Genomic DNA, 25,806 nt, shown 5'->3' with positions numbered 1-25,806 from the left:
AATTCCACTCTCCTCTTCTGCACTCAAGCCACCCAGTTTCCAGTGCGACCCGGAGTTGAGCTCCAGGATTAAACACCAGACTTAAATGGCCGCCTGCGCGCGCTTTACGCCCAATAATTCCGGACAACGCTTGCCCCCTACGTATTACCGCGGCTGCTGGCACGTAGTTAGCCGGGGCTTTCTTCTCAGGTACCGTCACCTTAAGAGCAGTTACTCTCTCAAGCGTTCTTCCCTGGCAACAGAGCTTTACGATCCGAAAACCTTCATCACTCACGCGGCGTTGCTCCGTCAGACTTTCGTCCATTGCGGAAGATTCCCTACTGCTGCCTCCCGTAGGAGTCTGGGCCGTGTCTCAGTCCCAGTGTGGCCGTTCACCCTCTCAGGTCGGCTACGCATCGTCGCCTTGGTGAGCCGTTACCCCACCAACTAGCTAATGCGCCGCAGGCCCATCCGTAAGTGACAGATTGCTCCGTCTTTCCCAAATCCCTCATGCGAGGAACTTGTGTATCCGGTATTAGCTACCGTTTCCGGTAGTTATCCCAGTCTTACAGGCAGGTTGCCTACGTGTTACTCACCCGTCCGCCGCTAAGTTATTTAGAAGCAAGCTTCCAAATAACTCCGCTCGACTTGCATGTATTAGGCACGCCGCCAGCGTTCGTCCTGAGCCAGGATCAAACTCTCCAATAAGGTTTTTTCGAGGTGACATCTTTACCCGAATTGCTTCGAGAAAATAACCATCCGAAAATGTATTGAATAAGCTGATGACTCATTTTGAAACTGACGAGAAAGGATCGAATTTCAAATCGAGATGGACTTGAAATTCATCCGTTAATTCTCATTTATATCTCACTCGTTGTTCAGTTTTCAAAGATCAAACTGTTCTCACGTTTCAACCGAACTCGTCGGTGTCAACTTTTATATCATAGCATGTTAGCAAGCAAGATGCAAGGAGTATTTTTTACCAACTCACTCTGTTCTCTCAATTGCACCAACATGTCCAGCCAAGCTCTTGTTTAACGGCCGGAATAAGAATATACCATACATTCAGCCTAGCAAGCAAGTATTTTTTTCAAAGAAAATAATCTTGATGAACGACCTTAACTTTTTGCTACATTATATATACAAAAAACACCCCTCATGATTGAGAGGTGCTTCACATTTATTTATTCATTTATCCTTGGCTTCCCACCAGAGCATAACGGAGGATAACAAGTACAGCCAGTACCCACATCATCCAGTGGATTTCATACTTCTTGCCTGTCTTATTGGAGATCATATTCGCCACCACAGCCAAAATTACGTAGGAAACAATCCCGAAGGAGATTCCGTTAGCTATGTTGTACGTGAAAGGCATAATAGCAAAAGTCAAGAATGACGGAATGGCAACAACCATATCTTGAAAATCAATATTACGCAAGGATTGTGCCATCAGTACACCGACGATGATCAGAGCAGCCGCAGTCGCAGAGCCCGGAATCAATGCAGCAATTGGTGCAAGGAACAACGCAAGCAGGAAACAAGCGCCTGTTGTTACGGCTGTTAGGCCTGTACGTCCACCTTCAGCAACCCCCGCTGTACTTTCAACAAATGCTGTCGTTGTAGAAGTCCCGAGCACAGCACCACCAGCAACGGCTACAGCATCTACAAACATCGCCTTGCCAACACGTTTACGGCCTTCCTCAGGGTTGTCCATAATACCTGCACGCTGTGCAGTACCTACCAGAGTTCCAAATGTATCGAAGAGTTCAACAAATGTAAATGTAGCAATCGCCGAGATAATACCAGTATGCAGAATACCATCCCAATCAAAGGACATAAAGTTCATTTGGCTGAAATCAGGTACCCAGTGCGCGTCCTTGCTCGTCAGAGTGCTAAAGTCCACGGCGCCCATGAGCATCGCGATAACCGTAGTGCCAAGAATACCAAATAGAATCGCACCTTTTACTCGAAGAACCATCAATATAGAAATCAGGATCAAGCCGATCAGCGCTAGCTGAACGTTCGTGTTCTCAAGACTTCCCAAGTGAATTACTGTTTCGAAGGAAAGTACATCTGTTAATTTGTGAGCTGGAATATCACTTCCTGCTTCCACGCCAACCGTCATCAGCCCGCTGTTTTTCAAACCAATAATCGTAATGAACATCCCTATCCCCACGGTGATTGCATGTTTAAGGCCGTCGGGAACAGCGACTAACAGGATTTGACGAACTCTTGTTACTGTCAACAGGATAAAAATCAAGCCAGAGATAAATACAGCAGTTAAGCCCATTTGCCAGGTAAACGGATGATCCGTAGTGGCAGATGCCAGAATGACAGAAGCAAAGTATGCGTTAAGCCCCATGCCCGGTGCCAGAGCTACAGGGAAGTTAATGAACAAGCCCATAGCGATAGTAAAAATCCCTGCTGCCAGTGCAGTTGCCAGGAAAACGGAATACCAGCCCATCTCAATCTGGCCAAATGCAGTCAGCGTATTCGGATTGACGGAGAGAATGTACGCCATGGCCATAAATGTGGTAATACCGGCCATAATTTCGGTGCGCACTGTAGTTCCATTTGCCTTGAGTTTAAAAAACCGCTCCAAAAAAGATTCCCCCTAAAAAGATACTGTAAAAACAAAAATGGCCGGGCCTAAAGCGGCGCCGACGTAATCAAGATCTATCCACTAATGAGAAGAAGCTGTCTCTTACTTCATTACCGAATTCTCTTTCACATCGTAGCCAGGTCATTTACGGTGACCATGTAGAGACTCCCAGGCCGATTCCCGGGATTATACGAAGATAATAAGCTTGTTTGCTTCTTCATTTTAGGGCGGCACCTAAGTATTTGTCAATATGAAAAACGAACATTAAGCGTGATATTACATTTATTGTTCGCAAATAAGGTGGAATCAATCATAAATCTATACTTAATGATTCCCTATGCCTTATTTTCTATCCAGCGACAGAAATGAACCTTAACGTAATATATAAAAAGAAATTTGGGGATCAATAATATAGCTTCGCATCTAATTTTTTAAGCGATGCTGCGCAGCATAATCGATCCTTACAGCCAAATATCCTCAAGAATGTTAGCTCCACGGAAAAAATCATGAAAATTTTCACAATTTCCATCATTACATTTACATTTTCATAAAAAAGTCTTATACTCAGTTTCGTAAGGTTAACAACTAACTTTAAGTTATTAACTTGATTGAAATAAGTTTATTGAAAGAAGGCTTATCCCATGAAAACATTTGTCGAACGCGAAGGAGTACTAGCTACTCCATTAAGAGGTAAGGACATCTTGTCCAACCCGATACTCAATAAAGGGGTCGCTTTTACTGTTGAAGAGCGCAAGGAGCTAAAGCTGAATGGTATTCTTCCCCCTATGGTGCTTAGCATCGAGGAACAGGCACACCGAGCTTATGAGGAGCTTAACAAGGAACCCAGCAACCTACGCAAAAATATAATGCTGAACGATTTGTACAACCGCAATGTGGTGCTGTACTACCGTGTGCTTACTGATCACCTCAGCGAGCTCCTTCCGATTGTCTACACACCAACGGTTGGACAAGCCATTCAGGAATACAGTCATCATTACCATAAACCCGGCGGTATTTACCTTTCTATTGATAATATTGATGGAATTGAAGAAGCCTTCTTGAATAGCGGTGTCGGCTCAAGCGACATTGACCTGATCGTGGCTACAGACTCTGAGAGCATTCTTGGTATTGGCGATTGGGGTGTCGGGGGAATCAATATTGCCATTGGCAAACTGGCCGTCTACACAGCAGCTGCTGGTATCGATCCAAGCCGGGTTCTACCGGTCATCTTGGATGCTGGTACCAATAATAAGAAGCTGCTCGAAGATCCTTTGTATATCGGCACACGTCATGAACGTGTTCGGGGAGAGCGCTATGAGCACTTCATCGATGCCTATGTTTCAACAGCGCAAAGACTCTTTCCGAACGCACTGCTGCACTGGGAGGACTTTGGCAACGTCAATGCCAGACATATTATTAACAAATACGGCAACAAGGTCCTAACCTTCAACGACGATATCCAAGGTACAGGAGCGGTTACCCTGGCAGCGATCATGTCCGGAGTTAAAATCAGCGGCACACCGCTTAGAGATCATCGCGTTTTGGTGTTCGGTCCAGGCGCTGCCGGAATCGGCAATGCAGATCAGATCAAAGATGCCATGATCAATGAAGGCTTATCGGACGCGGAGGCGAAAGGGCGCTTCTGGGCCTATGATTACCGCGGATTGCTTACGGATACAACTGAGGGCGTTCTTGACTTCCAGAAGCCTTATGTTCGTCGTGCGGAAGAAATCCAAGACTGGGCCAAGGATAAGGACGGCAAAGTGTCGCTGCTGGAAGTCATCAGACAGGTCAAACCGACGATCATGATCGGAACTTCCGGGGTATCCGGTGCTTTCAGCGAAGAGATTGTTCGCGAAATGGCTGAGCATGTTGAACGTCCAATTATTATGCCCATGTCCAATCCTACAGAACTTGCTGAAGCTCTTCCGGCTGATCTCCTTCACTGGACGAACGGCAAAGCACTGATCGCCACCGGTAGTCCGTTTGAGCCAGTTGAATATAACGGGGTCACTTACGAGATTGGTCAGTCCAATAATGCGTTTGTCTTCCCGGGCCTCGGTTTGGGGGCTATCGTGGTAAAAGCCAAGGTCTTTACTAAAAACATGTTCACATCTGCTGCCAAAGCAGTCGCGAACGCCATTGACTCTTCCGAACCAGGTTCACCGCTACTACCTCGTGTTAAAGATTTACAATCCGTATCGCTTGCCGTTGCGGTGGCAGTTGCAAAAGCTGCGATTGAAGACGGCGTAGCAAACCATATTCCAGCCGACGTAGAGCAGGCTGTAAAAGATACCATATGGCAACCAGTATACAAAACAATAAAGGCCAACGTGTAATCACAAACTCTCTAACTGACCCATGAACTTATTACTCATCAACAGGAGATAGGATGCGGTGCTGGTTAAGATCGGCATCCTTCCCCTTTGAATGAGAGCTTGATGATTTAAAGGAGGCTTTACAGCATGTCAGTCAGTCAGATATTTATCACTTTAATCCCGATTTTCTTTGTAATTATACTCGGGTACCTTGGGGGATTCTTCAAAATATTCACCCCCGCTTCTTCCAAGGGACTTAACACCTTGGTAACAAAATTCGCCCTGCCAGCTCATCTATTTATCGGTATTACGACAACTAGCAAAGAAACACTGATTAAGGAGTGGCCATTCTTTGTAACTATGTTCCTGGGCATTATCGGTTTCTATGTCTTGTTGCTGCTTGTTATGCGATTTGCCTTCCGAATGGATCTGAATACGTCTTCCATCTTCTCGTTAAACTCCACACAGCCGTCCTTTGCTTTTATGGGGATTCCTGTGCTAGGCAGCCTGTTCGGCCCAACTGAAGTTGCAATACCTATTGCAGTTACAGGGGTGGTTGTTAATGCTCTGCTTGATCCGATCGCGACCATTGTCAGCTCAGTTGGCAAGAAGACTCAGGCCAATCAAGCCTCAGGCAGTAAGCAGAATTTGTGGGATCTCACATACCACTCCATTCTGCATGGCCTGCGAGAGCCACTAGCTTGTATTCCGATTTTGGGTGTCATTCTGACACTGCTTGGCTTCCAGTCTCCGGATCTGCTGCAGAAATCACTCGATCAGATCGGAGATATCACCTCCGGTGCCGCTCTATTCGCTATCGGTGTAACGATTGGCTTGAATAAGATTAACTTCAGCAAACAAGCCTTTAGCATTGCTCTGTTGAAGGTCATCGCCATGCCGGCCTTAACCTATGTGTTTGCACTTGTCATCGGACTGTCCGCAAAGGATATGACAATGGCTATTCTGCTAGTATCCTTCCCAGGATCTGCAGTTGCCGCCATGATTGCATCCCGGTTTGAGACTTTGGAGGTGGAGAGTGCTTCCTCCTTCGTAATTAGCTCCGTGTTATCGCTGATTTCATTACCGATTTTAATCTCTATATTGGTTTAATAAATAGCCCCGAGTGTTCACACTCGGGGCTATGTTATGTTTATTAAGAGAAGGATGATGTGTGTAAATTCAGTGCCTCTCCTTGATAAAATTCGATTTCACTAAAGTCCATCATTATAATGCAATAGTGGCTTATACACATTAGCTTTATACAGATCAAGGAGGTTAGCCATTGAATTATAACTTCGAGTCTTTAAATATTACCCGCTCACTCTTAGAGCAACTGGGGATTCCTGAAATAACCGATATGAGTATTGAAAATCAAAATTTGGAGTATGAAGGGGCTACTTTTGAAGCAGGTAAACAAACGTTTAGAAGCAGGCTAGCCAAGCTCACCCCCAAAAAGAAAGGATACTTTGTGGTTTTTTGGGAGAAGGATATCCATAACAAGAACCAGGCTTATAGTTATAAGAACTGCCCCGATAAAGTGATTGTGAGCGTCATTGATCAAAAGAGAAAGGGACAGTTCATCTTTCCGAAAGAAATTCTGTTAAAACAAGAGGTTTTAAGCAATGCAGACAAGAAAGGAAAAATGGCTATTCGGGTATATCCAGATTGGGAAATTGAGTTGAACCCGGCGGCTAAGCGCACACAGAGATGGCAACAGAAATACTTCATTGATCTGACTGCTTCTGTCGATGTAAAAGTTCTAACGGAGCTATACTTATAGTCGTAAGCAGCTTACATAGTACTAAGAAAAAAACTCCCTTCTATTTGCTAAACGCAGATAAAAGAGAGTTTTTTCCAAAGCTTTAATATTGTACTCCCAGCCTATTCCCACTCGATGGTAGCCGGCGGCTTCGAGGTAATGTCATACACGACGCGGTTGACGTTCTCAACCTCATTCACGATCCGCACGGAGATCTTCTCCAGCACGTCCCAAGGGATACGCGCCCAGTCGGCGGTCATGCCGTCGATGGAGGTAACGGCACGGATGCCGACGGTGTAGGAATACGTACGAGCATCTCCCATAACGCCAACACTCTTCATATTCGGCAGAGCCGTGAAGTACTGCCAAATCTCCCGGTCAAGTCCGGCCTTGGCAATCTCATCGCGCAAAATATAGTCAGACTCCCGTACAATATGCAGCTTGTCCTCGGTAACTTCGCCAAGCACACGAATCGCAAGGCCCGGACCCGGGAACGGCTGTCTCCAGACAATCTCCTTAGGCAGTCCGCACTCTTCGCCTACTTTGCGAACCTCATCCTTAAACAGCGCTTTAAGCGGCTCTACCAGCTCAAACTTCATGTCTTCCGGCAATCCGCCCACGTTGTGGTGAGATTTAATCGTCTGCGCAGTTGCTGTACCGCTCTCTACAATGTCTGTATAAAGGGTCCCTTGTGCCAAGAATGCAAAATCATCAAATTTTGCGGATTCTTCATCAAATACATAAATAAACTCGTTTCCGATAATCTTCCGTTTCTGTTCCGGATCATCCACCCCTGCCAGCTTGGAGAGGAAGCGTTCACGAGCATCGATCTTAACAACCTTCATGTCGAACTTGCCGACAAAAGTCTCCATAACACTATCGGCTTCACCCTTGCGCAGAAGCCCATGGTCAATGAACATACAGGTAAGTTGCTCGCCGATAGCCTTATGAATCAGCATAGCCACTACAGAAGAGTCAACCCCACCGCTGAGTGCGCACAGCACCTTCTTGTCGCCTACCTGGTTGCGAATATCCTTAATGGTATCTTCAATGAAGCTCTCCATGCTCCAATTGCCTTCACAACCGCAAATTTCATATAAGAAATTACGGATCATCTCATTGCCGTGTATCGAATGACGTACTTCCGGATGGAACTGTACCCCATACAAGCGGCGATCCGGATGGCTAAAGCCAGCGATTGGGGCATGATCCGTCGAAGCATCCACGCGGAAGCCTTCAGGAAGTTCAACGACATGGTCCCCGTGGCTCATCCATACCGTTTGCTTGGCATCAAGCCCGCGGGTCAATACCGAATGCTTTGCAAAATTTACATCTGCCTTACCGTATTCACGTCTGGCCGCCCGTTCTACTTTTCCGTTCAATTGATGAGCCATCAGCTGCATACCGTAGCAAATACCGAAGATCGGAACCCCGATATCATAAATCGCCTGATCTACATGAGGTGCATCCTCACCGTACACACTTGAAGGTCCGCCCGAGAATACAATACCTTTCGGCGCGATTTCACGCAGGCGTTCAACCGGTGTATTGTAAGGCAGCAGTTCACTGTAAACCCCTAAATCGCGAATCCGTCTAGCTATTAACTGATTATATTGTCCCCCAAAATCCAGGACGACAATGATTTCATTTGGCTTATTCATTACCGAGCCTCCCTCAAATTATGAGACTTATTATACGAAACCACAAAAGAGCTCGTCAAGAAACATCCGAAGCCCGTCTACCGCTTTTCCCGCGTAAACGTCGGCATTGATCGAGAAAGCGCAAAGAAGCTCGACGATCCAGCGAATTACCTCCATAATACAAGAGTTCCCAAACTTCTATAAAATCTTGAAGCAACTCCCCAGCAGCTTTATCTATTTCCTTCAACTTAGCCGCGTATTCCCGGGCGGTAATTCCAGCAGGCTTACGCCCATATTTACGGTAGATTGATTTCCAAGCCCGATCCGCAGAGCCTAAGAGAACTTCCCTTCCTGGAAAAACCCCTCTTTCCTGCTTGGGCATCGCTCCTCCACGGAACCTCGAAGCATCGATCCTTGGATGATAATACCCTGCAATGCCCGCTCCAATTATTAGCAGTATGGCAGCTGGAATAGCCAAGCTATTAGACCGCCCGTCTAAAATGCCGGACACCATGTTCTTGATTCCCATGCCTGTAACCTCAGATAACTTTCTCCATGAATCAATTTCGGATTCTGCTAAAGCGTCATCTGAAGCCGACTTGGTTCCAGCTGCAGTAAAGCCAGGAGTAGGCTCAAAAGGAAACCAGCCCGCCTCGCCAAAGTACACCTCTACCCAAGAATGAGCATCTGAGGAACGCACATGGTACTTCTGCGGGTTGGAGCTGTCCTGCTCACCCGGAGCAAATCCCTTGACCCATCTGGCTGGGATCCCTTGAGTTCTAAGGAGCACCACCATGGAAGTCGAGAAATGGTCACAATACCCGGTCCGCTGCTCAAAGAGAAAATCATCTACAAAATCATGACCTTGCTTCGGCACCTTCGTATTTAAGGTGTACGGATAGGTGCGCTGCAAATAGTCCTTTACCGCCATGACCGCTTCATAACGGGTTGCGGAGTCATCAGGGATCAGCCGGGCGCCAAGCTCTCTCACGCGGCTGGGCAGCCCGGAGGGAAGCTGAAGATAAGTATAGCGGATTTCAGCCGGGTCCTTAGGATGCTCTTCAAGTAATCTGGGATCGGATAAAGGCACACCGACCTCTACTTGATATGAGCGAATAACTTCTCCCTGCCCATCCAGTCTGATAAAAGCTGAATCCGAAGCTTGATTATAAAGAATCCGGCCAGGGTGCTCTGTTAGCTCCCTGCTCCCGTCTTTAATCTGTATACGTTGAATCGGTCCCCCGCCAAGCAGCGGGATATCCCCCGACTGCGGCCGTTCATACGTGATAGTCTGAACCATAGAAGTAGATCGAACTTCATTTTCCTGGCTATAAGTGACCGGTGATTCCCCTCGGTCTTTGAATGGGGTGGAGTAATTCTCCATCCGGCTCCAGCCGCGCCCATCATAGTAGCTAAGCGTTTCTCCCCGCAGGTAGGTTGGCTCTGGGCTAATGACTGTAAGGAACCGGCTGCGATGCTGCTCAAGAGGGGCACCAAGTGCACTGTCATCTTTGCTGTAGCCAGTCATGTGGCTGCTTGTGCTCCTCGTATCGGTCAGATTTGTCTCAGTCCAGGCTTCAAGCTTGCGTACAGTATCCTCCCAGGAAATGCGCTGTAGCGGCGCAGCGGGCAGTGTCATGTTGAATCCTGCTGACAAACCAATACAGCTAATGACAAGGCAGCTCCCAAGCAGAAGACACACTCCCAACTTTCTGCCTGTTACAAGACTTAGCTTAAGGTCATTTGAAGAGATACCTGGAAACTTCTTTAGTTTGGAGCTCGGCGGATCTGTGAAGTTAATGAGCAGCTGAAGCAGCAGAGCATACAGGCAAACGCGGACAGTTCCTGAATACATCTCCTTCATGGTCAGCATTTCAAGAAGGGTCAAGAACAGAAGGGTTATAACCCAGAAGAGCAGTACATGCCTCTTGCTAAGCACAAACTGTTGAACCACGGCGGCAAGAAGAAACCATCCTACGAGCAGCAGAAGCATCCGAGTCTCCCGGCTCAGCTCGGTTAAATGGCCTGTTTGCAGCCATACAGCGGCATCCGCTGATAACGTTCTGCCGTACTCCTTGAACCAGAGAACTCCCTGTTCCTGGGCGAACAATAAATACATAACTGTTCCAGAAGCCCCCAGCGCAAGCAGCAAAATTCCCGACGCCTGCAATCCGGCACATCCTGCAGCAAGCAGTACGCCGGTAAATATAAAAAAGAGGCTCAGCAGCTTCTCCCCCTCTGAACCCAGCAGCGCCCAAAATGGGATCAGCCACTCTGCGAGCATGCCATAGATGAATACAGAATAGATGCCGTGCACCGCCCAGATTCTCCAGCGGCCAGCTTGGCGGACCGCTCTCCCTTCCTGGCTGTCCGCATCCAGCTCAAAACGGGATTCATGCCCTATCACGCTGCCCCACCTCCCGTCTTGTGCATTGCTGACAGCGGCGGAAGGGTTAGCCGGATGCCAGCCTTCTTAAGCTGTGCAATCCGCTCACTCTCCAAGCCTTCCGTGTGAATAGAGCAGCTCACAAGCTCTACCGTATAGCCGTCAAGGGCGAGCGTCTCAGCCTCTGAGCAGAGCCGGGACGTTAGCTGTCCCGTAATGACAATGAAGCTGCCTCCAGCTCCCTCGCAAGCCGCCTGTCTAAGCAGAGCGGCCGCCTCAAGACCTGCCGATGGATGAACAGCGGCCAAGGACACCCACACGTCCTCTTCAAGGGATAGGTCGGACGGACATAGCATACGCGGCATACCTCCGTGCCGGAAGGCCACTCGCTCATCTGCCGCAGCTGCAGCTTGCAGCATGGAGGCTGCGCAGGATACCGCCCTCTCGAAGGCGCGGTTCTCCGCCGCTGATTCGCTGTCCTCATCTTCAATGTAAACCGATGGATTCGTATCAAGCAGGATACAGACAGCCTGGTCCATTTGCGCGGCTTGCTGTCTAACAAGGAGGGTTCCCCTTCGTGCCGTGCCCTTCCAATCCATCCACTTCAGAGCATCTCCCTCAAGATAAGGGCGAACCAGCAGATCAGGAACGCTATTGCCGACTGCCGGGTCATCGCTCTCTCCAAGCGACACAGATCTCCCCTTCCAATGCGAGCTGTATTCTCCGCTCCCTTCCGGGAACACAACAAGACTGTCTAAGCCCGGTACACGCAAGGTTCTTCCAAACCATCCAAAAACATCTCCATAAGTTAGTTCAAGCTCAGCTCCTGTATAAAGTCCGCGGCCTACCTTCGAAAGGGTATAGCCTACTTCTATATTTCTGCGAAAGCCAACGTAGCGAAGATGCCCTCGCCCTCTGCCAGCCACTTCGGAACCATCAAGCAAATCCTTGATGCGTACCCATAGCGGCGGGATTCCTCCTGTCCATAATAACGACAGAGTTACCGCTACAGGTTCACCAGCCTTTGGCCGGGAAGGAGCATAGGACCGCTTAGCCTGAACATGCCGCGCCCCGGCAAGGCTTACAACCGCTCCCTGCAGTCCAATCAGTGCAGCGCAAGCAAGCAGAAACAGCGCAGATCTTCCGCCATGCCATTCCTTCAAAGCAATAAGCACAACGCAAGAGGTCAAGAGGGCTCCCCAAGCAAACAGCCCCCTCACGCCAATCCCTCCGAAGCCTGCCGGGTCATAGGCACCGAAATTCTGTGCAGAATTTCACAGACCAGCTCTTCCGGCTGCCGCCCGCTAAGTCTGGCTTCGGCGGTAAGGATCAGCCGGTGGGGCAGCACCGCCTCGGCCGTCAATTTCACATCATCGGGCACGACATACATCCGCCCGCGATAAAAGGCATGGGCCTTCGCCGCGCCCAACCAGGCCAGCGTTCCGCGCGGGCTGATGCCCAGCGCCAGCTCTTTATGACGGCGCGAGGCATCCGCCGCAGCAACTATATATCGCTTGATGGTGTCATCTACGGTCACCGTGCGGACTTGGCGCTGCATAGCAGCCAGTTCTTCCGCCAGAAGTACCGGACGCAAGCGGCTAAGCGGGCTGCCTTCCCCCTGAACGCCTAATAGACGAACTTCCTCCTCCACGCTAGGATATCCAAGACTGATCCGCATGAGAAAACGATCCATCTGCGCCTCAGGCAATCGAAAGGTGCCTTCGAATTGCAATGGATTCTGCGTAGCAAGCAGCAGAAAGGGTTCAGGAAGGGGGCGGCTTACCCCGTCCACAGTAACCACTCTCTCCTCCATCGCTTCCAAAAGCGCAGACTGTGTTCGGGGAGCAGCGCGATTGATTTCATCTGCAAGCACAATACTGTTAAGAATCGGGCCAGGACGAAATTCAAACTCTCCACTCTGCGGCTTGTAAACGGATACGCCAGTAATATCAGATGGCATCAAATCCGAGGTGAATTGGATACGTCCATAGGAAGCCCCGAGACCCTTAGCAATGGCGCGAACCAGAAGCGTCTTGCCTACTCCCGGCACATCCTCAAGCAAAACATGCCCTCCGCACAGCATGGCAAGGAGCGTAAGCTCAATTTCCTTCTTTTTGCCGACAACGACTGTCCCCAGCCGTTCCACAAAGCGTTCCAATAAATGAAATGATTGTTCATGTAATAGAGGAGCTACCATTGCAGCAGACACTTCCTTTCTATTCCGAAGAGATTCTATTATCAGCAGTCTCTCCAATTTTTGAATAGAATAGACACGTCAACAGTAGCCAGGGCCTCATAGATTGGTTGATAAAGTTATAGCATGTATCATAAGACCATTAGACGGCTTGCACCCGCCGCAGCTTGTCCCCAAAGCTCACCTCTCGAATCGTATGCCCCGACAATTCAAGCAGTGTCCTCAGCGGCATCCAAATCGCGTCTCCCTGCACTTCGAACTGTTCTGGCCGGAGTATTAGGGGCTCATGATCCTCCCAGCTAATCTCGGCTTCCTGGCGAAGCGGATTCCAGCTTACATAGGCCCCAAGCCTTTCCATCATGGCTCTTACGGGAACAACATAGGCGCCGCCCTCTGAAATTCTATACTCTCCTGCAGCCAGCCTCGTCTCAACGCTGCCTACAGCAACAGCTAATGCCGGTGCATTCGCAAACAGCGCCGCATTGGGGACAATATGTGTGCTGACCCATGCTTCAGAAGGCGAAATGCGCTGCTTTGGAAGTGAGCCTCCAACCTTAAACTGAACAGGCTTCGTCTTCGGTGTCAGTGTTTCAAAGCGATAACCTTTGCTCTGATAATAGGAAATAATTTGCGGAAGCGCCCGGACAGTCTCCTCATGGCCTGCACCATCATGCAACAGCACGACCATCCGATCCTTCAGGGGGGACTTCTGAATATTGCTCAGAATCTCTGCAGCGGGAACTCCCTTTCGCTTGGAATCACCGCTATCTACATCCCAGTCGAACACAGCATATCCGGCATCCTTCAGCAGCTTGAAATAATTCTTATCAAAGTGGCCAAATGTACCGCCTGGTGCACGTACCAACTGAGGACGAGACCCGGTAATTTCCCTGACGATCTCTTCGGTCTGTTTGATTTGCTGCCAGAACGCGCTAAAATGATGATAGAGTTCATTATATTTATGATTAAAAGTATGGTTGCCTATAGCATGACCTTCATCTGCTATTCTGCGAATAACCTCCGGGCTCTGCTTAGCCATCTGCCCAAGAACAAAAAAGGTAGCCCCAATCTTCTTCTCTTCGAGAATATCAAGCACCTGTGAAGTCAGCTTGCTGGGACCGTCATCAAAGGTAAGATATACGATCTTGGAGGATTCTTCATGAGCTTCCTGCTGCGTCTTCCAGCTGCTGTGCTTCACCGGAGCGGTCGCAGGCCCGTTCACGGCGCCTGACGCAGATGTTGCTGCTGGCGCAGCGGAGGGAGCCGCTGGCAGTTGTTCTCTAAGATCTGCCGGCAGCGTCAGCATCAGCATGGCCAGCAGAGCTTGCCAGATCACCCATTGTACTTTATACATGTCAATCATCTACCTCCAATGTTTCTATGAATGAGATTGCATCATTGATAGATTATATGGAGATAGACTGCAAAATAGACTAGCAGCTGAAATGCTAACTGGAGTGTGGATACCCCCATGAATTTGGTGAACTATTTAGAGACTTTATTCGAGCAGCACGGCTATTGGGTTATTTTCCTGGGGCTCTTGCTGGAATTCATTGCTCTACCTTTTCCCGGTGAAACGACGATGGCCTATGCCGGATTCCTCTCTTACAAAGGAATGCTTCATTGGCAGCTGCTTATCATCTGTGCTTTTTGGGGGACAACGCTCGGAATGACGATTACGTACTGGATCGGCCGTAAGGCCGGAATGCCCTTCATCCGTAAATTCGGCAAATGGGTTCTCCTTCCGCCGCACAAGCTGGACAAAACGCGCTACTGGTTCGATAGATATGGCTCTTCCCTTGTCTTTATCGGCTACTTTATCCCTGGCGTAAGACATGTAACAGGCTACTTCTCAGGCATTATCGGACTACCGTTCCGTAAATTCGCCTTGTATGCATACAGCGGAGCCCTGGTCTGGACGGCCCTGTTCATCGGCATCGGTAAATTATTTGGACCGCAGTGGAACCATATGTTCGAACTCGCTGCAAAGTCAACCTTGTTCCTGGCGATCGGCATCTTTGCAATCATTGCATTGATCATCCTGTACCGATACCGGAAATCTCCGCGCAAGCTATATCGGCGCCGTCAACATAGCAGGGAACTTGAGAGCCAGGCTGAAGTCAAAGCCAAAGCAACAAACTCCCGCTCTTAAGCGCTAACAAATGAATAATTCAAAGGCGGCAGCTTCATCTCCACTGATATGCTCCCGCCTTTGCTTATTTATTATTGCAAAGCCTGAACGGTCTGCAGCACTTCCTCGGAATGCCCCTTGACCCGCACCTTTCTCCACTCCTTAATCAAGACTCCCTCCTCGTCGATTAGGAAGGTGGAGCGGACGATTCCCTCGAACTCCTTGCCATACAGCTTTTTCAGCTGCCATACGCCAAACATCCGGCTAACCTCGTGATCTGCATCTGAAAGAAGTGGGAATGATAACTTGTGCTTCTCTGTAAATTTATCATGAGACTTCACCTCATCCCCGCTAATGCCCAGCACTGCCGTTCCCGCGGCAGCGAAATCCTGTGTGCGGTCTCTAAAGTCGCAAGCTTCCTCCGTACAGCCGGGAGTAAGATCTCTCGGATAGAAGTAAATTACGACTTTGCGGCCTCTCAGCTCATGAAGTGAGAGAAATCCGCCGCCGCTTGCTGGCAGTGTAAAATCAGGAACTTTCTTTCCTAGTTCAACCTGTTGCTCTGTCATGTCGTATATCTCCTTTTTCTCTAAAAAGTGAAAATTGATTGTATTTACAAAAGAAATTATAATGTAAGGATATGAACGACTGCCAGGATCGGGGCAGCTTATTTATCCGATCTACCCAGAAAGGACGAACGAGATGACAAAAAGAACTAAACGGACGATCCTTTGGTCCGTCATAGGCGTGGTTGTAATCATTCTGGCCTTTGTCGCCTATTATTTTATCGCCATCTATAATCAGCTTGATAATCTTCACAAGAAAGATGAGAACTCACCTTTTTATCAGGTTCAACCCACAGATACTAAGGTGCCGGATCCTCCAAAATGGGAGGGGACTGACCGTGTAAACATCCTCCTTATGGGGGTAGATGCACGCGGACTCAAGAAGGGAGAAATCCCACGTTCTGACACCATGCTTGTAGCGTCCATAGATCCTGTCAAGAAGAAGGGCTATCTGTTCTCTATTATGCGTGATACTTACGTCGACATCCCTGAGCATGGCAGAGAGCGGATCAACACCGCCATTACCCATGGACCTAACACGGCCATGCAGAGCGTATCGGATCTGCTCGGCATCCCGATTCAGTATTATGTCTATACGGATTTCCAAGGCTTTATCGCGCTAGTTGACGCTGTGGGCGGTGTGGACTTTGATGTTGAGAAGGACATGCACTACTCAAGCGCAGCGGATAAGCATGAATATGATATCGATTTGAAAAAAGGCATGCAGCATCTTGATGGGAAAACGGCACTTCAATACGTACGGTTCCGCCATGATGCTTTGTCCGACTTTGCACGTACAGACCGCCAGCGTAAATTCCTTAAGGCGGTAGCGGATAAAATGAAGAGCACGACGTCCATCATGAAGCTTCCTGATATTCTGGATAAGGTTAACCCTTACATCGATACGAATATGTCGGTGAATGACATGTGGAAGCTCGCAAACGTAGGCTATAACAGCCAGATGAGCGGAAGCGAACAAATCCCGCCTATGGATCTGCTGGAAGAGAAGACAGTGGGCGGTGCAGCTGTGATTGGTATTAAGGACGAAGATAAACTTAAAGCATACGTCCAGGATGTATTTAACAAGGAGGACTCTACGACCGGTGCGGACACGGACACGAACACCAGCACAGATCAGAAAGACCAGGCAGGGTCTTCTGACAGCGGCAAAGATACCCCCTCCAAAACAAAACCCACAACAACTGAAAGCAAGTCAAGAAGCGACGGAACTTAACATTCCGTCCTTTCTCTTTTTCTAAATGAAACTCCAATTCGGAAAGGAAGTTATGGATCATGAAACGAGCTCAATCCGAGCACCTCTATCAAGAAGCTCTTAAACATATTGTAGGCGGTGTAAACAGCCCTTCCCGGTCTTTCAAAGCTGTGGGCGGCGGAGCACCTGTATTTATGAAGAAGGCGCAGGGCGCGCATTTCTGGGACGTGGATAACAATAAGTACATTGATTATTTGGCAGCTTACGGCCCGATTATTACCGGACATGCCCACCCTCATATTACAGAGGCGATCAGCCGTGCCGCTGCAAACGGCACCCTTTACGGAACCCCTACCGAGCTTGAGATCAAGCTGGCGATCATGCTGAAGGAAGCGATCCCTTCCATGGATAAAGTGCGGTTTGTCAATTCTGGAACGGAAGCGGTCATGACTACGATTCGCGTAGCCCGGGCCTACACCAAGCGGAATAAGATCATTAAGTTTGCCGGCTGCTACCATGGCCATTCAGACCTCGTGCTGGTTGCTGCAGGCTCCGGCCCTTCCACGCTTGGAATTCCGGACAGTGCCGGTATTCCGACAAGCATCGCTCACGAAGTCATCACCGTGCCGTTCAATGATGCCGGTGCGCTCAAGGAAGCTCTAGAGCGTTGGGGCGATGATGTAGCAGCGGTCATGGTTGAGCCTATCGTCGGCAACTTCGGAATGGTTATGCCGAAGGAAGGCTTCCTCGAAGACCTATGCAGACTCGCTCATGAGTATGGAGCGCTCGTCATCTATGACGAGGTCATCACAGCCTTCCGCTTCCACTACGGCTCCGCACAGACCTTTGCCGGGCTCAGCAACCACGATGCGATTAAGCCCGATTTGACGGCTCTCGGCAAAATTATTGGCGGCGGCCTGCCAATCGGCGCCTACGGCGGCAGCAAGGAAGTGATGGAGCAGGTTGCTCCGCTCGGTCCCGCTTACCAGGCTGGAACGATGGCCGGTAACCCTGCCTCCATCTCGGCCGGCATTGCCTGCCTAGAGGTGCTCCAGAGTGAGGGCGTGTACGAGGAGATGAACCGTCTAGCTGTCCGGCTGACAGACGGACTGGCTGAATCGGCCTCCCGTTACGGCGTGCCGCTGACCATTAACCAGATTCGCGGTTCATTCTCCACCCACTTCTGCGATCATCCGGTAACGAATTACACGGAAGCGCAGGATACGGACAGCGAGGCTTTCGCCACCTTCTTCCGCAACATGCTGGAACAGGGCATTAATCTGGCGCCTTCCAAATATGAGGCCTGGTTCCTCACCACGGCACATACGGATGAGGACATTGATGCCACATTAACTGCAGCCGAAGAGTCCTTCCGCCGCATGACCGATAAATAAACCAAAGATACACGAAGAGACCGTATTCCCTCTAGACAAGGGGATACGGTCTTCTTTAATTTTGCTTGAATTATGGATTTATAAATGCCGTCTTCAGCTTCGTGCTGTATTGAACATCGAGACCCAGTCCCTTGGCAAGCAGAGCTAGGGGAACATAAGTCTTGGACTCCTTGCCAACTTTGTTTAGGAAAGCCGGTGCCGCTGTGGCGACAGCTGCTCCATCAACCTGAATCGTCTTGGCTCCGATCGCAATAACGACCTTGCGTGTTCCATAAGTGATAGTCGCTGCAGCCTTCTTGCTGTCCCATTTCGAGGTGGCTCCAATGGCCTGCAGGATATCACCGATCGCAATAAAGGTCTGACCATTCTTCAACACAGGCTTGTTGACAGTCTTCAATTCATGCCCGTTAACCACTATAGATATAGGCGCCTGTCCGACTGAAGCTTCGGTCTCGCGGTAATCTCCAAAGATCACTTGGGTAAAGACCTTCGCCATCGCTTCATAACCAGCTTGCTTGGGATGAATGTCTTTATCCAAAATATGCGTATAAGCCAGCTCATGGCCTACAAACACTTCTGCAACATGAGCCACCTTCAGTAGCCCATGATCCCCCTGACGTTCTTCAACTACTGCATCAATCGCTGCCGTAAAAGCCTTGGCGGCCTTGCCCAGCTTCGCATAGCCCATGGCCCCTGCGATTTCAGGTACCGGTTGATACTGATCTGCTACGACAATCAAGGCATCCGGGTTGAGCACTCTAAGATCATTCAATACGGACTTCAGATTGGCTGTGTAAGCATCAAGCATGCTCTTCACCTTGGCTTCCAAATCCGCATCAGGCAGCTTGGCGGCCTCTTCCATGATTGGCTGCACATCATTTCCACCGATCGTAATGGTGATCACATCTGCGGCCTTGAGGTCTGCCTTCGCCTTAGGAATCCCTGAAGCGATATCTGCCATTCTTGGATCAGGCAAACCACTTTGAATATTCTCCGGAGTTGTCTTACTTCCTTCCTGGATAGCAGCAACATAACGCTTCAACCCGTCACTCTTCAGTCCTAGGATGCCGTAGTTGGCAAGTTCAGTCCGGCCGTGGAAGAACCCTTGCTCCTTAAGCCGGTCTGTGAACCCGTAAGGTACAAGACTCGAATTTGTGATCATTTCCGGCTCAAAGCCTGCTGTTATAGAGTCTCCTAAAGATACAATATGATAGATATACTTGCTCTCATCTGCTGCTGCAGATGTGCATAGCGGCCATACTGTGGTCAACGCCAACAGAAAGGCCAGTGCCGGCAAGATCCTAAGCCGCTTCATTCTCCCTGCATATCTCATGGTATGTATCCTCCTTCTAATGAATATATGATCTAATGCGGCTATAAAGGCCGCCCAGAAGTACAGCATACCATAATTTACATGACTTTTATCACAGCAGCTGCCTGTATAAATAAAAATAGCATCCCTTAGTTTCCCAAAGGATGCCTTGTATCTACTCTACAGCCTTGAATTGACTATGTCCTTACCTGTATTTCCTTCCCTATCAAAGACACCTTCCATCCCCTATAAATAGGAACACGTCAGAGATGCCAATGAATCTCCGCAGGCTCGGGCCCGTTTAAGCCAGCTGCAGGATGTTATTTCTGCTGCTCTTTGGGGAGCCGGTCCATGTACTTATCATAGCGGTTGTCAATTTCCTTAGCCATGCTCCGGTATTTGCGAGTCTCTGTCACAATGGGATCGAGCTCGGTTTGAATCCGGATTTCATACTTGGGAGAAAGGCGCTTCCGTCCTTCTTCCTGACGATTCTCCTCGTTCAGCTCTCCGTCTGTAAGCAGCTCGCTAAGCTGCCGCTCCAATTCCTTATCTTGCTGCTCCATATCGCTCATACCTAACACTCCTTTATGATATGATCATCTGTTCCTTACAGATTATAGGCCGGTGGCCCCTGCTTCATCAAGTACACCCAGCAGCTCATCATGAATCAGCCCGTTCGTAGCTGCCAAATGGCGCGTACTCAGACTATAAGGATTACCCTTCGTATCGGTTACCTTACCACCTGATTCCGTTACAAGGAGTACCCCGGCAGCAATATCCCAGACGTTCAGGCCAACTTCATAATATCCCGTTACCCGTCCTGCGGCTACATAGGCCAGATGCATAGCAGCCGCTCCTGCTGCGCGAAGGCTTCTTGTCCGGGTTGAAAGTGCAGTAATTCCCTTCATGTTATTAGGCAGCGCGAACTCCCGCTCCGGATTGAAGCCAATCGCCATTAGGCTTCCGGCTAATTCTGTCTCTTTGGAGACACTCATCAAATTTCCATGTACATAAGCACCTTTACCCTTCTCCGCAACAAACATCTCATCACGCATAGGATCGTAAATGACGCCCACGATGATTTCACCTTTATGGGCAAGGGCAATGGATACACAAAAATAAGGGAAGCCATGTACAAAATTAGTGGTTCCGTCGATCGGATCAACAATCCATAAGTATTCCGAATCCTCAAGTTCTTGTACCGCTTTAGATGATGCCTCCGGCCCCGGCTCAACCCCTTCTTCTCCCAGAAAATCATGTTCGGGAAAATGAGTCTGAATCAGCTTGCGGATCATAATCTCCGCACCCTTATCCACATCGGTCACCAAATCCTGGGGAGAGAGCTTGGTCCCAAGCTCTTTGAATGCTCCAAGCCGGCTCTTGATCCATTCTCCGGTTTTGGCCGCAGCATTGATCGCCACGGCGGTCGGGCTCTTGCTGCTGACGACATATGGCATCTTGTTCTTATTATTGCTTGGTTCCATTCATCTCACTCTACTTTCTGTGTCATTCTTTACGTGCTTAGCTCCTATAAATCTATACGTGAGGGGAAGTGTAAAGTTGCGGCTCTTTGCCTGATAAAGACCGTCCAAATCAATCCCCTATGGATAAAAAGTCCGTCTTCCCCCGCTTTCCTGCTCACGGTAAAAGACGAACTTTAATCTTAGCGCTGACGCTTATCATTAAGCACCAACAATATTGTACCCGCCGTCCACATAGATTATCTCTCCGGTAATTCCGCGGGATAAATGGCTGACTAGGAACATTGCAGTATCCCCCACCTCGGCGGTTTCGGTGGTTTTGCGTAGAGGTGCCTTCTCTTCGACTTCTTTGAGGATCGAGTTAAAATCACTAATGCCCTTGGCTGCCAGCGTGCGGATCGGGCCTGCCGAAATGGCGTTGACGCGGATTCCCTTCGGACCGAAGTCATTCGCCAAATAGCGGACGGCCGCTTCAAGGCCGGCTTTGGCTACGCCCATGACATTATAGTTGCGCATCACACGCTCAGATCCCATATATGTCATGGTCATGATGCTTCCGCCCTCGGTCATCAGCGGAGCGAGCCGATGGGAGACGGCCACCAGAGAATAGACGCTGATGTCGTTGGCGAGGGCAAAGCCTTCGCGGGAGGTCTGCGCGAACTCTCCGGCCAGATCTTCTCCTTTGGCAAAAGCGATACTGTGCACCAGGCCATGAAGAACGCCAAACTCCGCTTTCAGCTGTTCTGCCAGGCCATCGATTTCGGCATCCGATGTTACATTGCATGGAAGTACCATCGACCCTGGAATAGTGTCCGCAAGCTTGCGCACGCGGCCTTCCACCCGCTCACTTTCGTATGTAAATGCCAGGCGCGCGCCTTGAGAGGCTAGGCTCTGCGCGATGGCCCAGGCGATGCTTCGTTCATTGGCAACGCCCATCACGATTACGTTCTTTCCTGCTAATAGGTTGCTCATGGGAACCTCCTAAGAGTTTTGCGTAGGACTACTTCAAAGCCTTGCTTCGCAGCAAAACTCGCTTCGGAAGCCTACGCTTAAGTTTTCGGCAAACGGTACCAAAACATAAGGAATCTCTTCCTCCCTGCTATTAAGGCACAGGAGAGAAGTTAGATACAAGAAGCAGCAAGCCTTCGATATTCGATCCCCAGCTTGTCCTCTCTTCTGCAAGGAAACTTCTTACAACTTCCCTCGTTCAACTTACCGCATAATTCTAAGACTTTCAAGTTTCTAGGTCACCTTACGGAGTGATTTCTACCGTAGCCCCGTCCAGCACCTTTACACCATCTTCCTCGTAACGCTTCAATTCATCCATCAACCCAAAAAGCGCCCCGTCCTTCAGCTTCGCCTCGATCATGACATCCACCGCATCCGTATAAGACGCGATCCTTCTCAAGAATTCCAGCAGCGGCCCCGCTTCCACGCCATCGGCATGGCTGCGCGGGTCACTTGCACCCTTCGGACTCGAAGCATGGATCTTCGGCGGCAGCGGATCATCTGACGGCGAGTCCGCCTGAGCGTAAGGCGTCCGCCATGTATCCAGTACCCGGGACCAGAGCTCGTCCGGCCGCTCTCCATCGTTGTTAACCCAATGATGATGTATGTCCAGCACCATCGGGATGGCCAAGCGTTCACACAATTCAAGGGTCTCCACAGCTGTGAACGTCTTATCATCATTCTCAAATGTAAGACGCTGCTTATAAGATTCAGGAAGCGATGTAACAGCATCCACAAAGCGCTCACCAGCCGCCTGCTTATCGCCATACGAACCGCCGACATGAATATTGTTCTTAGCCCTCGCATTCAGTCCCATAGCATCAAGCATCCTCATGTGATAGCTCAGGTCACGGACAGAGCTCTTAAGCACTTCAGGGCGGGGGGTGCTGAGCACCGTAAAATGGTCCGGGTGGAACGACAGCCTCATCCCATGTGTATTAGCGTAGTCCCCCACTTCCCGGAAAGCGCTTTGCAGCACCGCAAAGGGATCCCAATCCGCCAGATCCTGATGGGTGGCTAGTGGAATCAGCTTGGAGGTGAGTCTGTACACCTTAATGTCATTATAGGTGTTGTGCTTAAGCAGGCGAAGCGTATTATGAAGATTCTCGGCTGCAATATGCTCTAGCTTGCGGATCGCAGCCGGTCTGTCAGCAATCTTCTGGAAGCTCTTCATCGTCATCGTCTTAGACGGCGAAACTCCCTTCATGACCTCGGACGTAGACATCGCAACATAGCCGAAGCGCACCTTCATTAGGCATGCGCCTCGCCGAAGAACATCTCATAAGCCAGCGCGGTCTGAACGCGTGATTCCTCTTCAGTAAGCTCACGAATCAATTGCAGCTCTACCTCGGTGACCTCTTCGCCCTGGAAATTGATCTCGGCAATACAGCCTGTGATCTTTACAATAGCGACCGCCCGATTATCAGGAGTATATGCAATGACCTTTTGCCCGGTTGGAAAAACACGCAGCCCCTGCTTCACCATCTTGCCGCGGCCATACTCCAACAGCTCATACAGTTCCTGCTCTTTCTTGAATTTACAGACCGAATTGAATTCTGTTTGAAAACCCATAGGTTTCATCCTTTCTGGTTAGTCATCGAGTCATCCAAGTCTTTTCGGACTTTCATTCGGGGAGAACTGCCTAGTTAAGAATAGGCCGGCAGCAGACTTAATTCACGCCGTTCTCGAAGTTCAGACCTTGCCGAACCTCGTAGCGCTCAAGCGCCAGTTCAATCAGACGGTCAAGCAAAGACTCATAAGATACACCGGTCTCTCTCCACAGCAGCGGATACATGCTGAACGGCGTAAATCCAGGCATGGTATTCACTTCATTAATCAGAATGGCGCCGTCCGATTTGCGGACGAAGAAGTCCGCACGGCATAGACCGCTGCATTCGATCGCTTTGAAGGCTTTCACAGCAAGCTCGCGAATTTGATCTGCCAGCTCGGTATCGAGCGGCGCTGGGATCAGCATTTGAGATTTGCCGTCTAGATATTTAGCTTGGTAATCGTAGTAATCACTGGAGGATACCACCTCCCCAGGAATGGAGGCCAGTGCCTCTTCATTTCCAAGCACGCCAACCTCAATTTCACGGGCATCCACATTCTCTTCAACAATAACCTTCACATCATAACGAAGGGCAACCGCTACGGCCTTCACCAGCTCCTCGCGGTTGGCTGCTTTGGAGATCCCTACGCTGGAACCAAGATTGGCTGGTTTGACAAAGCAAGGATACCCGAGCTTCTCTTCCATTCCTTGAATCAAAGCATGGCTGCTGCGTTCCCATTCGGAGGCCGTGAAATAACAGTATTTGCACTGATCGAGTCCCGCATCCGCAAACAGCTTCTTCATTACAACTTTGTCCATTCCGGCAGCTGATGCAAGAACACCAGCGCCAACATAAGGAAGAGACGCCATTTCGAACAATCCCTGAATGGTGCCGTCTTCCCCATACGTACCGTGAAGGAGCGGGAACACTACATCCACAGCACCTACACCTGTCGATAGCTTGCTGAATAACAGGTTCATCGCTTGCGATGTACCGCCTACAGCGCCATCCAGCTTCAGCTCAGCCTGGGAGGTAAATGGAGCTGTCAGCTTTCCGCCCACTTTCCATTCTCCCTGCTTCGTAATATAGAAAGGAATCAATTCATGTTGCTCATAATTAAATGCATTCATAACAGCAAAGGCTGTCGAAAGTGATATCTCGTGTTCTCCTGATTTGCCGCCGTAAATAAGCCCGACGACCCGTTTGTCCTGTCCCATGGGAAACCCCTCTTCATGTATTGTAGATCATGCTTTAGAACCGGTCCGGAATATGAAAGAATCGATATACCGTATTCTCGGTCCATGCATAAGAATCTTTGTAATCCCAGTACCGGTGGCGGCTGCTGGTCGTATGCGCATTGACAAGCGGCATGCCTCCAGCATCAAAAGCCGTAACGATGGTGCTATGCTGAAACGCCCCGTTGCCATCCCAATCATAAATAATGACATCGCCAAGCTCCAGCTCTTCCGCTCGCTCTACAGGCACGGCTTGAAGCCCCGTCCGGCTTGAGCTTAAGTACCCTTCCAGACTATTCGATACAGCCCAGCTGTAGCTCCAGGCTTCTTTGGAGCCAATATACCCCTTGTACCACCAGCCTGATTCTCTTTTTCCAGTATAGTTTATTGGGGCTCCGCCTGCAAAGAGACACTGGGAGATGTAGTTCGTGCAGTCTACTTCAAATGCCGCAAATTCCGGATTAAAGCTGTCCCACCAGCGATCTGCATACAAAACCGCCTCCTCGCGCCGATAAGCGGGTCTTCGTGACGGTCTCCCTCCCCCAAGCACTTCTTGATTGAGAAAAGGGGCTCCGCCCTCACTGCGCCGGACTTCATCTCCAAACTCGGCAGAACTTACTCTGACCGGATGCCGCTCTGGAACTTCCTGACGCACACGTTCAATAAGCCACCCTGAACCATCCCGCAGCAGGTTCAGCCACTGGCGGTCAATTCGCTCCTCCCGGTGACGGATCCCTCCTTTGCGATAGATAATTTTACGCCGCAGCTGCAGCTCAACCTCCACCTCGTTCGGTAGAATCTGCGTCTCCCCAAGCAGCTTAGCACGAGTCTCAGAGCGAAGCGGCTTAGCGCCTCGATCTGCATACCAGGCTTCCATTCGTGCTCTTCGTGCTCCCCGCTGCACAAGATAGTCCAGATCCGTGACTACTGTCGGTCCACCGTGCGGACGATAGTCTACTTCTTCCCGATTTTGCTGTTCAATATAAGCAGACAGCACATTTTTCCACTCTTCGGCCATTTCCAGCCACTCTCCTTTTC

At 49.6% G+C, this 25,806-nt stretch carries 21 protein-coding genes, 1 rRNA gene and 1 riboswitch (1 of these 23 running past the window's edge); of the genes, 6 read left to right on the top strand and 16 right to left on the bottom strand.

Features of this window, described 5'->3' with window-relative positions; translation table 11 throughout:
* Window positions 1-687, bottom strand: a 16S ribosomal RNA gene (locus tag DCC85_RS03485); it reaches 870 nt to the left of the window's first position.
* 484 nt (window positions 688-1,171) lie between these two features.
* Window positions 1,172-2,581, bottom strand: coding sequence for an NCS2 family permease (locus tag DCC85_RS03480; protein ID WP_108464319.1), 1,410 nt, complete (start codon window positions 2,579-2,581; stop codon window positions 1,172-1,174).
* A 113-nt stretch (window positions 2,582-2,694) separates the two neighbouring features.
* A riboswitch (purine riboswitch) is annotated at window positions 2,695-2,795 on the bottom strand.
* A gap of 427 nt (window positions 2,796-3,222) precedes the next feature.
* On the opposite strand from DCC85_RS03480, the gene DCC85_RS03475 reads away from it, so the two are divergent.
* The 3 genes from DCC85_RS03475 to DCC85_RS03465 all read left to right on the top strand — a co-directional run bounded on the left by DCC85_RS03475 (window position 3,223) and on the right by DCC85_RS03465 (window position 6,679).
* Complete coding sequence (locus DCC85_RS03475) at window positions 3,223-4,920, top strand: NAD-dependent malic enzyme (protein ID WP_108464318.1); 1,698 nt, start codon at window positions 3,223-3,225, stop codon at window positions 4,918-4,920.
* Between the two features lie 126 nt (window positions 4,921-5,046).
* Window positions 5,047-6,009: an AEC family transporter gene (locus DCC85_RS03470; protein ID WP_108464317.1), complete on the top strand. Its 963-nt coding sequence runs from the start codon at window positions 5,047-5,049 to the stop codon at window positions 6,007-6,009.
* A gap of 172 nt (window positions 6,010-6,181) precedes the next feature.
* The gene (locus DCC85_RS03465) at window positions 6,182-6,679 is read left to right on the top strand and encodes a MepB family protein (protein ID WP_234414328.1); all 498 of its coding nucleotides are present in this window, start codon (window positions 6,182-6,184) and stop codon (window positions 6,677-6,679) included.
* A gap of 101 nt (window positions 6,680-6,780) precedes the next feature.
* On the opposite strand, the gene guaA is transcribed toward DCC85_RS03465, so the two are convergent.
* The 5 genes from guaA to DCC85_RS03440 all read right to left on the bottom strand — a co-directional run bounded on the left by guaA (window position 6,781) and on the right by DCC85_RS03440 (window position 14,232).
* Entirely contained in the window at window positions 6,781-8,319 is a 1,539-nt protein-coding gene (gene guaA / locus DCC85_RS03460) for a glutamine-hydrolyzing GMP synthase (RefSeq protein ID WP_108464316.1), read from the bottom strand.
* Window positions 8,320-8,374: 55 nt separating this feature from the next.
* Window positions 8,375-10,705 carry a transglutaminase TgpA family protein gene (locus DCC85_RS03455; RefSeq protein WP_108464315.1) on the bottom strand — a complete coding sequence of 777 codons (2,331 nt, stop codon included), beginning with the start codon at window positions 10,703-10,705 and terminating at the stop codon, window positions 8,375-8,377.
* Complete coding sequence (locus DCC85_RS03450; protein ID WP_108464314.1) at window positions 10,702-11,904, bottom strand: DUF58 domain-containing protein; 1,203 nt, start codon at window positions 11,902-11,904, stop codon at window positions 10,702-10,704. The genes DCC85_RS03455 and DCC85_RS03450 overlap by 4 nt, the downstream gene beginning before the upstream one ends.
* Window positions 11,901-12,881, bottom strand: coding sequence for an AAA family ATPase (locus DCC85_RS03445; protein WP_108464313.1), 981 nt, complete (start codon window positions 12,879-12,881; stop codon window positions 11,901-11,903). The genes DCC85_RS03450 and DCC85_RS03445 overlap by 4 nt, the downstream gene beginning before the upstream one ends.
* A gap of 139 nt (window positions 12,882-13,020) precedes the next feature.
* Window positions 13,021-14,232, bottom strand: a complete 1,212-nt coding sequence (locus DCC85_RS03440; RefSeq protein WP_199909968.1) for a polysaccharide deacetylase family protein — start codon at window positions 14,230-14,232, stop codon at window positions 13,021-13,023.
* Window positions 14,233-14,349: 117 nt separating this feature from the next.
* Here DCC85_RS03440 and DCC85_RS03435 point away from each other — a divergent pair, with 117 nt between their 5' ends.
* Entirely contained in the window at window positions 14,350-15,030 is a 681-nt protein-coding gene (locus tag DCC85_RS03435; RefSeq protein WP_108464312.1) for a DedA family protein, read from the top strand.
* A 71-nt stretch (window positions 15,031-15,101) separates the two neighbouring features.
* Here the strand turns inward: DCC85_RS03435 and bcp are convergent, their stop codons facing one another.
* A complete protein-coding gene (bcp, locus tag DCC85_RS03430; protein WP_108464311.1) occupies window positions 15,102-15,578 on the bottom strand; it encodes a thioredoxin-dependent thiol peroxidase in 477 nt (158 codons plus the stop codon).
* Between the two features lie 133 nt (window positions 15,579-15,711).
* Between bcp and DCC85_RS03425 the strand changes: the two genes are divergently transcribed.
* Window positions 15,712-16,809 (top strand): LCP family protein, encoded by a 1,098-nt coding sequence (locus DCC85_RS03425; RefSeq protein WP_108464310.1) that lies wholly within the window; start codon window positions 15,712-15,714, stop codon window positions 16,807-16,809.
* A gap of 59 nt (window positions 16,810-16,868) precedes the next feature.
* Window positions 16,869-18,182 carry a glutamate-1-semialdehyde 2,1-aminomutase gene (locus tag DCC85_RS03420; protein ID WP_108464309.1) on the top strand — a complete coding sequence of 438 codons (1,314 nt, stop codon included), beginning with the start codon at window positions 16,869-16,871 and terminating at the stop codon, window positions 18,180-18,182.
* 70 nt (window positions 18,183-18,252) lie between these two features.
* Here DCC85_RS03420 and DCC85_RS03415 read toward each other — a convergent pair whose 3' ends face one another.
* The 8 genes from DCC85_RS03415 to DCC85_RS03380 all read right to left on the bottom strand — a co-directional run bounded on the left by DCC85_RS03415 (window position 18,253) and on the right by DCC85_RS03380 (window position 25,786).
* Window positions 18,253-19,515 carry a stalk domain-containing protein gene (locus tag DCC85_RS03415; RefSeq protein ID WP_159081766.1) on the bottom strand — a complete coding sequence of 421 codons (1,263 nt, stop codon included), beginning with the start codon at window positions 19,513-19,515 and terminating at the stop codon, window positions 18,253-18,255.
* A 299-nt stretch (window positions 19,516-19,814) separates the two neighbouring features.
* The gene (locus tag DCC85_RS03410; RefSeq protein ID WP_234414327.1) at window positions 19,815-20,066 is read right to left on the bottom strand and encodes a hypothetical protein; all 252 of its coding nucleotides are present in this window, start codon (window positions 20,064-20,066) and stop codon (window positions 19,815-19,817) included.
* Window positions 20,067-20,108: 42 nt separating this feature from the next.
* Window positions 20,109-20,978, bottom strand: coding sequence for an inositol monophosphatase family protein (locus DCC85_RS03405; RefSeq protein ID WP_108464307.1), 870 nt, complete (start codon window positions 20,976-20,978; stop codon window positions 20,109-20,111).
* 198 nt (window positions 20,979-21,176) lie between these two features.
* Window positions 21,177-21,947 carry an enoyl-ACP reductase FabI gene (gene fabI, locus DCC85_RS03400; protein ID WP_108464306.1) on the bottom strand — a complete coding sequence of 257 codons (771 nt, stop codon included), beginning with the start codon at window positions 21,945-21,947 and terminating at the stop codon, window positions 21,177-21,179.
* A 280-nt stretch (window positions 21,948-22,227) separates the two neighbouring features.
* Window positions 22,228-23,235 (bottom strand): UV DNA damage repair endonuclease UvsE, encoded by a 1,008-nt coding sequence (gene uvsE, locus DCC85_RS03395; RefSeq protein WP_108464305.1) that lies wholly within the window; start codon window positions 23,233-23,235, stop codon window positions 22,228-22,230.
* Window positions 23,235-23,555, bottom strand: coding sequence for a hypothetical protein (locus tag DCC85_RS03390; RefSeq protein WP_108464304.1), 321 nt, complete (start codon window positions 23,553-23,555; stop codon window positions 23,235-23,237). The genes uvsE and DCC85_RS03390 overlap by 1 nt, the downstream gene beginning before the upstream one ends.
* 97 nt (window positions 23,556-23,652) lie before the next feature.
* Window positions 23,653-24,750: a D-alanine--D-alanine ligase gene (locus DCC85_RS03385; protein WP_108464303.1), complete on the bottom strand. Its 1,098-nt coding sequence runs from the start codon at window positions 24,748-24,750 to the stop codon at window positions 23,653-23,655.
* A 34-nt stretch (window positions 24,751-24,784) separates the two neighbouring features.
* A complete protein-coding gene (locus tag DCC85_RS03380) occupies window positions 24,785-25,786 on the bottom strand; it encodes an amidase domain-containing protein (protein ID WP_108464302.1) in 1,002 nt (333 codons plus the stop codon).
* Window positions 25,787-25,806: the final 20 nt, after the last annotated feature.

The organism is Paenibacillus sp. CAA11, from assembly GCF_003060825.1.
GTDB lineage: Bacteria > Bacillota > Bacilli > Paenibacillales > Paenibacillaceae > Fontibacillus.
This window is presented reverse-complemented; position numbering and strand designations above follow the sequence as displayed.